Source organism: Streptomyces sp. NPDC021096 (assembly GCF_040641275.1).
In the GTDB taxonomy this organism is placed as follows: domain Bacteria; phylum Actinomycetota; class Actinomycetes; order Streptomycetales; family Streptomycetaceae; genus Streptomyces.
This window is the reverse complement of record NZ_JBFADG010000045.1, coordinates 1-11205: the sequence shown is the minus strand read 5'-3', so window position 1 is coordinate 11205 and position 11205 is coordinate 1. Positions and strand designations below refer to the sequence as shown.

The following is an 11205-nucleotide window of genomic DNA, read 5'->3' as shown; positions in this document are numbered from 1 at the left end:
TTTGTTTGTTTTTCCCCCGCCGCGGGTGTTTTTCCCACCCCCGCCCCGGGGGGGGGGGGGGGGTGGGGGGGCTGGCCCCCGGTTACGGGAAGGGGCGGGACTGGGGAAACTTCCACCCGTGGTCCACCGGGCCGATGCCGCTACCCAGCGCGAAGCCCGCCGCGATCGCGCCCGTGACGTAGTCCTTGGCGGCGGCCACCGCCTCCGGCACCGCCAGCCCCTTCGCGAGCCCGCAGGCGATCGCGCTCGCCAGCGTGCACCCCGTCCCGTGCGTATGCCGGTTGTCGTGGCGCGGCGCCCGCAGCCAGTGTTCGTCCGTGCCGTCCGTCAGCAGGTCGACCGCGTCACCGCGGAGGTGGCCGCCCTTGATGAGGGCCCACCGCGGGCCGAACGAGAGCACCGCGTCCGCCGCGTGCCGCAGGTCGGCCTCGGTTCTCACCCGTACGCCCGTGAGCCAGGCGACCTCGTCCAGGTTGGGGGTGGCGACGGTGGCGGCCGGCAGCAGCTTCGTGCGGACCGCGTCGAGGGCGGAGGCCGCCAGCAGGGCGTCGCCGTGCTTGGAGATGCCGACCGGGTCGACGACCACGGGGGCGCCCACGTCCGCCAGTAGGGCGGCCACCGTCTCCACCAGCTCCGCCGAGGCCAGCATGCCGGTCTTGACGGCCTGGACGCCGATGTCGTCGACGACGCTGCGGAACTGGGCCCGTACGGCCTCGGCGGGCAGCGGCCACGCGCCCTGGACGCCCAGGGAGTTCTGGGCGGTGACGGCGGTGACCACGCTCATGCCGTGCGTGCCGAGGGCCAGCATCGTCTTCAGGTCGGCCTGGATGCCCGCACCGCCGCCGGAGTCGGATCCGGCGACGGTCAGCACGCGTGGGGGTATCGGCATGGCGCCGAATCTACTCCCCCGGTTCCATGTCCCCGAAGTGGTCCCAGCCGCCCGCCTTGTCCCAGGGAGCGCCGTCCACGGTGACCTGGGGCAGCGCGGAGGGGTTGACGACCTCGCCGATGACCTTCCAGCGGGCCGGCAGCTTCACGTCGGGCGGGAACGTCGCCACGATGGCGTGGTCCTCGCCGCCGGTCAGCACCCACTGCAGCGGGTCGACGCCCACGGCCTGCCCGATGTCCAGCATCTGGGTGGGCACGTCGATGGCCGCCGTGCGCAGGTCGATGCGGACCTTGCTGGCCTCGGCGATGTGGCCGAGGTCGGCGATGAGGCCGTCGCTGACGTCCGTCATGGCGGTGGCGCCGAGCGCGGCGGCGGCCGGACCCGCGTGGTACGGGGGCTCGGGACGCCGGTGGGCCTCGACGAAGGCGCGCGGCGAGCGGAAGCCGCGGGAGAGCACGGCGAGTCCGGCCGCCGACCAGCCCAGCCAGCCCGTGACGGCGACGACGTCGCCGGCCCGGGCGCCGGAGCGGGTGACCGGCTCGTGGTTGCGCAGGTCGCCCAGCGCCGTGATGGCGACGGTGATCGTCTCACCGCGCACCACGTCCCCGCCGACCACCGCCGCGCCCGCGACCTGGCACTCGTCGCGGATCCCGTCCATGAGCTCGGTCGGCCAGGTGGCGGGGAGCTCGGCGGGTACGACGAGGCCCAGCAGGACCGCCGTGGGCACCGCGCCCATGGCGGCGATGTCGGCGAGGTTCTGCGCGGTGGCCTTGCGGCCGACGTCGTAGGCGGTGGACCAGTCGCGGCGGAAGTGGCGCCCCTCCAGGAGCACGTCCGTACTGGCCACGACCCGGCGGTCGGGCGCCGCTACCACCGCGGCGTCGTCACCCGGCCCGAGCCGGACCGCCGGGGTGGTGGTGAGCCGGGAGGTCAGCTCTCTGATGAGCCCGAACTCCCCCAACTCGCCCACGGTGCCTTTCACTGAGCTCCTCCTCGGAGTGTCGGTTGCCCTGTTCGTGACGTGTCCCGCGCCGCGCAGGCCGCGCGGGTCTCCCCGCACCGTGCGGCGACGCGGTACCGTGGCGTCTCTTCTCCCCACATGATCCTCGAAGCCGCCCTGGAGGTTCCGTGGTACAGGCGTACATCCTGATCCAGACCGAGGTCGGCAAGGCGTCGACCGTGGCCGAAGTCATCGGCAAGATCCCGGGAGTGATCCAGGCCGAGGACGTGACGGGGCCGTACGACGTCATCGTGCGCGCCCAGGCCGACACCGTGGACGAGCTCGGCCGGATGGTGGTCGCGCAGGTCCAGAAAGTGGAGGGCATCACCCGCACCCTGACCTGCCCGGTCGTCCATATCTAGCTCCCCCGTATGCTCGGCCGGTGAAGTCTTCGCTCCGCCGGCCCCTCGGCCTGCCCTCCGTCGCCGTGCTCCTCGCGGCCGTGGCCTGTTCGGGCCCGGACGCCGGGGCGGGCCCTGAGGTGCCCTCGCCGCCGGAGCGGCAGGCCGCGCTCTGCCGGGCGCTGCACAAGGAGCTGCCGAAGACCGTGGGCGGGCTCGAGCGGCGCAGCTCCGAGCCCGACTCGGACCTCACCGCCGTATGGGGCGGCACCCACGGCGAGCCGGAGATCTCACTGCGCTGCGGGGTGACCAAGCCCGCTCTGCTCAAGCGGAACCCCGCCACCGACTCGATGGACGTCAACGACGTCGGCTGGCTGCCCGAGCGGCAGCCGGACGGCAGCGTGCGCTGCACCACCGTCCGGCGTGAGGCGTGGGTGGAGGTGACGCTGCCGAAGAAGGTCGTCGGCGAGGGCGGTGACCTGAGTGCGCTCACCGACCTCTCCGACGCCGTCCTGAAGACGATCCCCGAGGGGATCATCTCCTGACGGCCCTCTCCGGCGTTGTGCTCAGCGCAGCCCCGTCGGCCGCCGCAGGGCGGCCTGGACGAGACGGTCGACCAGCTCGGGGTACTCCACACCGCTCTCCTGCCACATGCGCGGGTACATGGAGATGGGCGTGAAGCCGGGCATGGTGTTGATCTCGTTGATCACGTACTCGCCGTCCTCGGTGAGGAAGAAGTCCGCACGGACCAGTCCCTCGCAGGAGACGGCCTCGAAGGCCTGGACGGCCAGCTCCTGCACCCGGCGCGTCTCGTCCTCGCTCAGCGGGGCGGGCACGATGCCGGAGGCGGAGTCGATGTACTTGGCCTCGAAGTCGTAGAAGTCGTGCGCGCTGACCGGGGGGATCTCGGCGGGCACGCTGGCGCGCGGACCGTCCTCGAACTCGAGCACGCCGCACTCGATCTCGCGACCGCGCAGCAACGATTCGACCAGGATCTTCGGGTCGTGGCGGCGGGCCTCGGCGATGGCCTCGTCCAGGCCGGAGTCATCGTCGACCTTGGTGATGCCCATGGACGAGCCGGCACGGGCGGGCTTCACGAACAGCGGCCAGCCGTGCTCGCCGGCGAAGTCCACGATCTTCTTGCGGGCGGCGGCGGGATCGGTGTCCCACTCACGGGGCCGGATCACCTCGTACGGGCCGACGGGCAGCCCGTAGGAGATGAAGACCCGCTTCATGTACTCCTTGTCCTGGCCGACGGCGGAGGCGAGGACGCCCGCGCCGACGTAGGGGACGCCGGCCAGGTCCAGCATGCCCTGGAGGGTGCCGTCCTCGCCGTAGGGGCCGTGCAGCACGGGGAAGACGACGTCGACCTCGCCCAGCGCCTTGGGAACGGCGCCCGGCTCGACGTAGACGACCTCACGGCTGGAGGGGTCGGCGGGCAGCAGCACGCCGCCCTCCGCCGAGTCGGTGAGCTGCTCGACGGCCGGCAGCGTGCGGCCGGCGATCGTCATGCGTTCGGGGTCGTCGGCGGTGAGGACCCAACGGCCGTCGGTGGTAATGCCGATCGGCAGCACGTCGTACTTGCTGCGGTCGATGGCGCGCAGCACGGCGCCTGCGGTGACCACGGAGATGGCGTGCTCGGAACTGCGGCCGCCGAAGACGACCGCGACACGCGGCTTCCGGTCAGGGCTCTGGGGGGAGTTCTCGCTGCTCATAACGCGTTGAGAGTACCTGGTGGCAGGAGGTGCGTCAGTGCCGCTCGGCCTTGGCGCTGCGTGACATGAGTTCCTTGAGGGCCACCATGGGCGGCTTGCCCTCGTGGACGATGTCCACCACGGTCTCGGTGATCGGCATGTCGACATGATGACGCCGGGCCAGATCGAGCACGCTCTCACAGGACTTGACGCCCTCGGCGGTCTGCTTGGTGACCGCGATGGTCTCCTCGAGGGTCATGCCGCGGCCGAGGCTGGCGCCGAAGGTGCGGTTGCGGGAGAGCGGCGAGGCGCAGGTGGCCACGAGGTCGCCCATGCCCGCGAGGCCCGCGAAGGTGTGCGCGTCGGCGCCCATGGCCAGGCCCAGCCGGGTCGTCTCGGCCAGTCCGCGGGTGATCAGGGACGCCTTGGCGTTGTCGCCCAGGCCCATGCCGTCGGCGATGCCCACGGCCAGGGCGATGACGTTCTTCACGGCGCCGCCCAGCTCGCAGCCGACCACGTCGGTGTTGGTGTACGGGCGGAAGTAGGTGGTGTGGCAGGCGGTCTGGAGGCGCCGGGCGACGGACTCGTCGCGGCAGGCGACGACGGCGGCGGCGGGCTGCCGGGCGGCGATCTCCTTGGCGAGGTTGGGCCCGGTGAGGACGGCGACCCGGTCCGGGGAGACCTTGGCGACCTCCTCGACGACCTCGCTCATCCGCTTGGCCGTGCCCAGTTCGACGCCCTTCATCAGGGAGACGAGCACGGTGTCGGCGGCCAGCAGGGGCGCCCACTCGGTGAGGTTCCCGCGCAGGGTCTGCGAGGGGACGGCCAGCACGGTGAACGCCGCCTCCCGCGCCGCCTCGGCGGGGTCGGTGGTGGCCCGGACGCCGGCGGGCAGCTCGATGCCGGGAAGGTAGTCGGGGTTGGTGCGGCCGGTGTTGATGGCGTCCACGAGGGCGGCGCGGCGGCCCCACATGGTGACCTCGCAGCCCGCGTCGGCGAGGATCATCGCGAAGGCGGTGCCCCAGGAACCGGTGCCGAATACGGCGCAACGCGTCACTTGCTGTCCTCCTGCGGCCGCTCGCCGCGGTTGTGGCGGGCCGCGGCGCGGGCCTTCTTGAGGGTGTAGGGCTCGGCGGGGGCCGGCTCGCCGCGGAGTTCGGCGAGCAGTTCCGTGATGGCCTTCATGATGACGTCGGTCGCCTCGCGCAGGACCTCGCCGGTGGGCTCCTTGCCGTAGTAGGCGGAGAGGTCCACGGGCGGGCCGGCCAGGACCCGCAGGGTCTTGCGGGGGAAGAGCCGCAGCTTCTTCTCCTTGGCGTAGGGCGGCATGGCCTCGTTGGCGCCCCACTGGGCGACGGGGATGACCGGGGCCTTGGTCAGCAGGGCGACGCGGGCGGCGCCCGTCTTGCCCTCCATGGGCCACATGTCCGGGTCCCGGGTGAGGGTGCCCTCGGGGTAGAAGGCCACGCACTCGCCCTTGTTGATGGCGTCCACCGCGGCCCGGAAGGCGTTGGCGGCGTCGGTGCTCTCGCGGTAGACGGGAATCTGCCCGGTGCCGCGCAGCAGCCCGCCGACGAAGCTGCCCTTGAAGAGGGCGGCCTTGGCGAGGAAGCGGGGGACCCGCCCGGTGTTGTACTGGAAGTGGGCGTACGACAGCGGGTCGAGGTAGGAGTTGTGGTTGACGGCGGTGATGAATCCGCCGTCGGCCGGAATGTGCTCCATTCCTTGCCAGTCCCGCTTGAACAGAACCACGAGCGGCGGTTTTGCCAACACCGCCGTAAAGCGGTACCAGAAGCCGATTCTGTGGCGGGACACTCGGACACCCTTCTGTTGGGACCTGAAGCTGCTTCGGGCGTGCTGCTCACCCGGGGGCCGGACAAGTGTCGCCCCAGGTACCCGGTCTGTCGAGAACACCGTAACCCCGCACTCCGCACCGGGCTGCGGCAGCGGGTGACAATGGGCCGGGTACGAGAGATAGGGGGCGGACGTGCTCTGGACGCTGGTGGTGCCGCTGAAGCCGCTGGCCGCGGCCAAGAGCCGCCTCACGGCGGGGGCCGGCCGGCTGCCGGGGCCGGCGCTCGCGCTCGCCTTCGCCCAGGACACCGTGCGGGCGGCGCTGGCCTGTGAGCGGGTGCGGGATGTGGCGGTCGTCACGGCGGACCCGCTGGCGGCCGCCGAGGTGGCCGCGCTGGGCGCCCGGGTGCTGTCCGAGCCGCCCGGCGACGGCGGACTGAACGCGGCGCTGGCGCACGGTGCCCGCACGGTACGGGCCCGCCGGCCGCATTCCGCGGTGGCCACTCTCAATGCGGATCTGCCGGCGCTGCGCCCGGTGGAACTCGGCCGGGTGCTCGATTCCGCCGCCGAATTCCCCCGCGCTTTTCTCGCCGATGCCGCCGGAATCGGTACGACGCTGCTGGCCGCGGCCCCCGGAATGGAATTGGCTCCGGCGTTCGAGGGGCGTTCGCGCGCCCGTCACAGTGCTTCGGGAGCCCGGGAGATCCTCCTGGCGGACGTGGATTCCGTGCGCCGGGACGTGGACACGGAAGACGATTTGCGGGCCGCTCTCGCCCTGGGCGTGGGGCCCCGCACGGCGGCCGTCGCGACCGGCGTGCCGATGGGCGGGCGGGTGGCCGACTAGGCTGCTGGCCATGCAGGCCACCGCGTACACCTTCGATCCTTCGACCCGCTCCGGGAGCGTTCTCCTGGACGACGGCACGCCCGTGCCCTTCGACGGGGCGGCGTTCGACGCCGGCGGGTTGCTGCTGCTGCGGCCCGGGCAGCGGGTACGGATCGAGTTCGCGGCGCCCGGGGACGGCGCCCGGGGCGAGGCCGGGGGCCTCGCGGACGCGGCGGGCCCGGTGGCGGGCCGGCGCATCACGCTGGTGACGCTGCAGACCTTCTGAGGACGGGGCCCCACGGGGCCGTAACGCACCGCGGGCCGGGCTCCCCGAAGGGAGCCCGGCCCGGCGCGTTACGCCGTACGTTCGCTGCCTTACTTCTTCTTGGCGGCGGTCTTCTTGGCGGTGGTCTTGCGCGCGGTGGTCTTGCGGGCCGGGGCCTTGGTGGCGGCGGCCTTCTTGGCGGGCGCGGTCTTCTTCGCGGCAGCCGTCTTCTTGACCGCGGCGGCCTTCTTCGCCGGGGTCGCCTTCTTCGCGGCGGCCTTGGTGGCGGTCGTCGCCTTCTTGGCCGGCGCCGCCTTCTTCGCGGTCGTCGCCTTCTTGGCGGCGGTGGTCTTCTTCACGGCCGTGGTCTTCGCCGCGGTCGTCTTCTTGACGGCCGTGGTCTTCTTGACGGCGGCCTTCTTGGCGGTGGCCTTCTTGGCCGCGGCCTTGGTGGTGGCCTTGCCGCCCGAAAGGCTGCCCTTGGGCGCCTTCTTGACGGAGACCTCGCCGCCCTTCGGGAGCTTCTTCGAGCCGCTCACCAGGTCCTTGAAGCCCTGGCCCGCGCGGAAGCGCGGCACCGAGGTCTTCTTGACCCGTACGCGCTCACCCGTCTGCGGGTTGCGGGCGTAGCGGGCGGGACGGTCGACCTTCTCGAACGAGCCGAAACCGGTGACCGAGACACGGTCACCGGCGACAACCGCGCGGACGATCGCGTCGAGTACCGCGTCGACCGCGTCTGCGGCCTGCTGACGGCCACCGAGCTTGTCGGCAATCGCTTCAACGAGCTGCGCCTTGTTCACGTCTTCCCCTTCGGAGACATTGGCTGGAATGTGCTCCAGCTTTTTCGCACGTTAGGCAGATATATACCGCAAATCAAACACGAAACGGTCTAATCACCCTTGTGCCGCAACGAACTCGACTCATCACGGAGTTCCGTGCGTGCCGGGCTCTTGGGGGAAACGGCCCTCGTCGAGGTCGTTCATCAGCCGGTCCAGGCGCCTTGCCGCGCCTGAGAGATCGTGCTTCGCCGAGGCCGTGATGGCCAGCAGCTGCCGGGACAGCGCCATCCGTACGCCCTCCGGGACTTGCAGTGCGCGCACTCTTGTGTGCGCTTCCTTCAGTTGGTCGGCGACGAGCCGGTAAAGCTCGAGTTGGCTGTCGCGTTCCATGCACCGATTGTGCCATCTGAGGCGAGTTGTCGCTTCACGGGCCCTCAACAAAGCAACGCGCCCCCTGTCCGAAGACAGGGGGCGCATCATGCCAAACCCTGGGTGAGCAGCGAAAATCCGGGGGCCTTCGCGGTGGCGGAAAGCCGTCCGACACTGGGCCAAACGAGCCGGAATCGGTCTCAGATCCGGGCCGTGGAGGGCTTGTACGAGGGCCTTCCGGCCTCGAATGCGGCGATGTCGGCCTCGTGCCGGAGGGTCAGACCGATGTCGTCCAGCCCCTCCAGGAGTCGCCACCGGGCGTTCTCGTCAAGCTCAAAATCGGCCGTGATGCCCTCGGCCCGCACCTGCCGGGCCACGAGATCCACCGTCACCTCGGCGGTGGGGTCGGCCTCGGTGAGCTTCCAGAGCGCCTCGACGGTCTCCTGCGGCAGGACGACCGTCAGCAGCCCGTTCTTGAGCGAGTTGCCGCGGAAGATGTCGGCGAAGCGGGACGACACGACGGTTTTGAAGCCGTAGTTCTGCAGCGCCCAGACGGCGTGTTCACGGGAGGAGCCGGTGCCGAAGTCGGGGCCGGCGACCAGGACGCTGGCACCCGCCCGCTCGGGGCGGTTGAGGACGAACTCCGGGTCCTTGCGCCAGGCCTCGAAGAGCCCGTCCTCGAAGCCGTCGCGGGTGACCTTCTTCAGCCAGTGCGCGGGGATGATCTGGTCGGTGTCGACGTTGCTGCGGCGCAGCGGGACGGCCCGGCCGGTGTGCGTGGTGAAAGCTTCCATCGGTCTCAGACCTCCACGGTGGTGCGTGCATCGGTGGCGCCGGCGACGCCCGGCAGGTCGGCCGGGGAGGCCAGCCGGCCCAGTACGGCGGTGGCGGCGGCGACCTGCGGGGAGACCAGGTGCGTACGGCCGCCCTTGCCCTGCCTGCCCTCGAAGTTGCGGTTGGACGTCGACGCGGAGCGCTCGCCCGGCGCGAGTTGGTCGGGGTTCATGCCCAGGCACATGGAGCAGCCCGCGTGCCGCCATTCGGCGCCGGCCGCGGTGAACACCTTGTCCAGCCCTTCCTCGACGGCCTGCAGCGCCACCCGGACCGACCCGGGGACCACCAGCATCCGTACGCCGTCGGCGACCTCGCGGCCCTCGACGATGGAGGCCGCGGCGCGCAGGTCCTCGATGCGGCCGTTGGTGCACGAGCCCACGAAGACGGTGTCCACGCTGATGTCGCGCAGCGCCTGACCTGCCGTCAACCCCATGTATTCCAGGGCCTTTTCGGCGGCGAGCCGCTCGGAGGGGTCGGTGTACGAAGCCGGGTCGGGGACCGCCGCGGACAGGGGCGCGCCCTGGCCCGGGTTGGTGCCCCAGGTGACGAACGGGGAGAGCTCGGTGGCGTCGATGACCACCTCGCGGTCGAAGACGGCGTCGTCGTCGGTGCGCAGGGTGCGCCAGTACGCGACGGCCGCGTCCCAGTCCTCGCCCCGGGGCGCGTGGGCGCGGCCCTCGAGGTAGGCGAAGGTGGTCTCGTCGGGGGCGATCATGCCGGCCCGGGCGCCCGCCTCGATGGACATGTTGCAGACGGTCATCCGGGCTTCCATCGAGAGCTTCTCGATGGCGGAGCCGCGGTACTCGATGACGTAGCCCTGGCCGCCTCCGGTGCCGATCCTGGCGATGATCGCCAGGATCAGGTCCTTGGCCGTGACGCCCTCGGGCAGCTCGCCCTCGACCGTGATGGCCATGGTCTTGAAGGGGGACAGCGGCAGCGTCTGGGTGGCCAGCACGTGCTCGACCTGGCTGGTGCCGATGCCGAAGGCCAGCGCGCCGAAGGCGCCGTGGGTGGAGGTGTGGCTGTCGCCGCAGACGACCGTGGTGCCGGGCTGGGTGAGACCCAGCTGCGGTCCCACCACGTGGACGACGCCCTGTTCGACGTCGCCCAGCGGGTGCAGCCGCACGCCGAACTCGGCGCAGTTGCGGCGCAGGGTCTCCAGCTGGGTGCGGGAGACCGGGTCCGCGATGGGCTTGTCGATGTCGAGGGTGGGGGTGTTGTGGTCCTCGGTGGCGATGGTCAGGTCCAGCCGGCGGACCGGACGGCCCGCTTTGCGCAGGCCGTCGAAGGCCTGCGGGCTGGTGACCTCGTGGAGCAGGTGCAGGTCGATGTAGAGGAGGTCGGGCTCGCCTTCGGCGTGCGTGACGACATGGTCGTCCCAGACCTTCTCCGCGAGTGTCCGTCCCATCGCTGTCTCTCCTGTGAGCTGGGGGCTGTCCGTTCCAGATTGGCGCTTCCCGGGAAAAATTGAACTTGCGTTTCACAGTGTGAGACGCAAGTATCGTTGCATGGACAACTCAGGCGGCGCCTCTAGCGGAGTGGGCGTACTCGACAAGGCGGCTCTGGTACTGAGCGCTCTGGAGTCCGGACCGGCGACCCTCGCCGGGCTGGTCACGGCGACCGGACTGGCGCGTCCGACGGCGCACCGGCTCGCGGTGGCCCTGGAGCACCACCGGATGGTGGCGCGCGACATGCAGGGCCGCTTCATACTCGGCCCCCGGCTCAGCGAGCTGGCCGCGGCGGCGGGCGAGGACAGGCTGCTGGCCACGGCCGGCCCGGTCCTCACGCACCTGCGGGACGTCACGGGCGAGAGCGCGCAGCTCTACCGGCGCCAGGGCGACATGCGCATCTGCGTGGCGGCGGCCGAGCGGCTGTCCGGACTGCGGGACACCGTGCCGGTGGGCTCCACGCTGCCGATGAAGGCCGGCTCGGCGGCCCAGGTCCTCATGGCCTGGGAGGAGCCCGAGCGGCTGCACCGCGGCCTGCAGGGGGCCCGCTTCACGGCGACCGCGCTCTCGGGCGTACGGCGCCGGGGCTGGGCCCAGTCGATCGGCGAGCGCGAGCCGGGCGTGGCGTCGGTCTCGGCGCCGGTGCGGGGGCCGTCGAACCGGGTGGTCGCGGCCGTCTCGGTCTCGGGCCCGATCGAGCGGCTGACCCGTCATCCGGGCCGCATGCACGCCCAGGCGGTCCTGGACGCGGCGATCCGCCTGACGGAAGCCTTGCGCCGCAACGGCTGAGGTCGTGCCGGGTGGGATCTTGCCCCTGCCCCTCCCCCAGCTACCGCTGGGAGGTGCCCCCATCTCACCGTCTCTTGTCCTCAATCGCCGGACGGGCTGGAAAGACGTCCTCAAACGCCGGACGGGCTGGATGGACGTCCGCCGGACGGGCTGAAGTGCGTCCTCAAGCGCCGGACGGAC

The 11205-nt window shown here is 71.6% G+C and carries 14 protein-coding genes; 5 read left to right on the top strand and 9 right to left on the bottom strand.

Going from position 1 to position 11205, the window contains the following annotated elements; genetic code table 11:
• Positions 1-82: 82 nt before the first annotated feature.
• Positions 83-889, bottom strand: coding sequence for a bifunctional hydroxymethylpyrimidine kinase/phosphomethylpyrimidine kinase (gene thiD, locus AB0G59_RS28785; protein WP_360917614.1), 807 nt, complete (start codon positions 887-889; stop codon positions 83-85).
• A 10-nt stretch (positions 890-899) separates the two neighbouring features.
• Positions 900-1871 (bottom strand): thiamine-phosphate kinase, encoded by a 972-nt coding sequence (locus AB0G59_RS28780; protein ID WP_360917611.1) that lies wholly within the window; start codon positions 1869-1871, stop codon positions 900-902.
• Positions 1872-2017: 146 nt separating this feature from the next.
• On the opposite strand from AB0G59_RS28780, the gene AB0G59_RS28775 reads away from it, so the two are divergent.
• Both AB0G59_RS28775 and AB0G59_RS28770 read left to right on the top strand, forming a co-directional pair.
• The gene (locus AB0G59_RS28775; RefSeq protein WP_360917608.1) at positions 2018-2251 is read left to right on the top strand and encodes an Lrp/AsnC ligand binding domain-containing protein; all 234 of its coding nucleotides are present in this window, start codon (positions 2018-2020) and stop codon (positions 2249-2251) included.
• A 20-nt stretch (positions 2252-2271) separates the two neighbouring features.
• Positions 2272-2775: a DUF3515 domain-containing protein gene (locus tag AB0G59_RS28770; RefSeq protein ID WP_360917605.1), complete on the top strand. Its 504-nt coding sequence runs from the start codon at positions 2272-2274 to the stop codon at positions 2773-2775.
• 21 nt (positions 2776-2796) lie between these two features.
• On the opposite strand, the gene AB0G59_RS28765 is transcribed toward AB0G59_RS28770, so the two are convergent.
• The 3 genes from AB0G59_RS28765 to AB0G59_RS28755 are packed head-to-tail and all read right to left on the bottom strand — an operon-like array spanning position 2797 to position 5739.
• Complete coding sequence (locus AB0G59_RS28765) at positions 2797-3945, bottom strand: D-alanine--D-alanine ligase family protein (RefSeq protein ID WP_360917602.1); 1149 nt, start codon at positions 3943-3945, stop codon at positions 2797-2799.
• Positions 3946-3979: 34 nt separating this feature from the next.
• A complete protein-coding gene (locus tag AB0G59_RS28760; RefSeq protein WP_360917599.1) occupies positions 3980-4981 on the bottom strand; it encodes an NAD(P)H-dependent glycerol-3-phosphate dehydrogenase in 1002 nt (333 codons plus the stop codon).
• Complete coding sequence (locus tag AB0G59_RS28755) at positions 4978-5739, bottom strand: lysophospholipid acyltransferase family protein (protein WP_360917596.1); 762 nt, start codon at positions 5737-5739, stop codon at positions 4978-4980. Before AB0G59_RS28755 ends, AB0G59_RS28760 begins: the two co-directional genes overlap by 4 nt.
• Positions 5740-5911: 172 nt before the next feature.
• Here AB0G59_RS28755 and cofC point away from each other — a divergent pair, with 172 nt between their 5' ends.
• Both cofC and AB0G59_RS28745 read left to right on the top strand, forming a co-directional pair.
• Positions 5912-6562, top strand: a complete 651-nt coding sequence (gene cofC / locus AB0G59_RS28750; RefSeq protein ID WP_360917593.1) for a 2-phospho-L-lactate guanylyltransferase — start codon at positions 5912-5914, stop codon at positions 6560-6562.
• A gap of 10 nt (positions 6563-6572) precedes the next feature.
• Complete coding sequence (locus tag AB0G59_RS28745) at positions 6573-6827, top strand: hypothetical protein (RefSeq protein WP_071961639.1); 255 nt, start codon at positions 6573-6575, stop codon at positions 6825-6827.
• 89 nt (positions 6828-6916) lie between these two features.
• Here the strand turns inward: AB0G59_RS28745 and AB0G59_RS28740 are convergent, their stop codons facing one another.
• From AB0G59_RS28740 to leuC, 4 genes are all read right to left on the bottom strand, one after another.
• A complete protein-coding gene (locus AB0G59_RS28740) occupies positions 6917-7606 on the bottom strand; it encodes an HU family DNA-binding protein (protein WP_360917589.1) in 690 nt (229 codons plus the stop codon).
• Between the two features lie 123 nt (positions 7607-7729).
• Positions 7730-7975, bottom strand: coding sequence for a hypothetical protein (locus AB0G59_RS28735; RefSeq protein WP_071961637.1), 246 nt, complete (start codon positions 7973-7975; stop codon positions 7730-7732).
• A gap of 179 nt (positions 7976-8154) precedes the next feature.
• Positions 8155-8748: a 3-isopropylmalate dehydratase small subunit gene (gene leuD, locus AB0G59_RS28730; protein WP_360917586.1), complete on the bottom strand. Its 594-nt coding sequence runs from the start codon at positions 8746-8748 to the stop codon at positions 8155-8157.
• 5 nt (positions 8749-8753) lie between these two features.
• Positions 8754-10196 carry a 3-isopropylmalate dehydratase large subunit gene (gene leuC, locus AB0G59_RS28725; protein WP_360917583.1) on the bottom strand — a complete coding sequence of 481 codons (1443 nt, stop codon included), beginning with the start codon at positions 10194-10196 and terminating at the stop codon, positions 8754-8756.
• Positions 10197-10296: 100 nt separating this feature from the next.
• Between leuC and ndgR the strand changes: the two genes are divergently transcribed.
• Complete coding sequence (gene ndgR, locus AB0G59_RS28720; protein WP_360917580.1) at positions 10297-11025, top strand: IclR family transcriptional regulator NdgR; 729 nt, start codon at positions 10297-10299, stop codon at positions 11023-11025.
• Positions 11026-11205: the final 180 nt, after the last annotated feature.

Bases quoted from the DNA above. Each gene is read 5' to 3' on its own strand.
- AB0G59_RS28745 (WP_071961639.1), top strand. From the start codon at position 6,573: ATGCAGGCCACCGCGTACACCTTCGATCCTTCGACCCGCTCCGGGAGC.
- leuC (WP_360917583.1), bottom strand. From the start codon at position 10,196: ATGGGACGGACACTCGCGGAGAAGGTCTGGGACGACCATGTCGTCACG.
- thiD (WP_360917614.1), bottom strand. From the start codon at position 889: ATGCCGATACCCCCACGCGTGCTGACCGTCGCCGGATCCGACTCCGGC.
- AB0G59_RS28735 (WP_071961637.1), bottom strand. From the start codon at position 7,975: ATGGAACGCGACAGCCAACTCGAGCTTTACCGGCTCGTCGCCGACCAA.
- AB0G59_RS28765 (WP_360917602.1), bottom strand. From the start codon at position 3,945: ATGAGCAGCGAGAACTCCCCCCAGAGCCCTGACCGGAAGCCGCGTGTC.
- ndgR (WP_360917580.1), top strand. From the start codon at position 10,297: ATGGACAACTCAGGCGGCGCCTCTAGCGGAGTGGGCGTACTCGACAAG.
- leuD (WP_360917586.1), bottom strand. From the start codon at position 8,748: ATGGAAGCTTTCACCACGCACACCGGCCGGGCCGTCCCGCTGCGCCGC.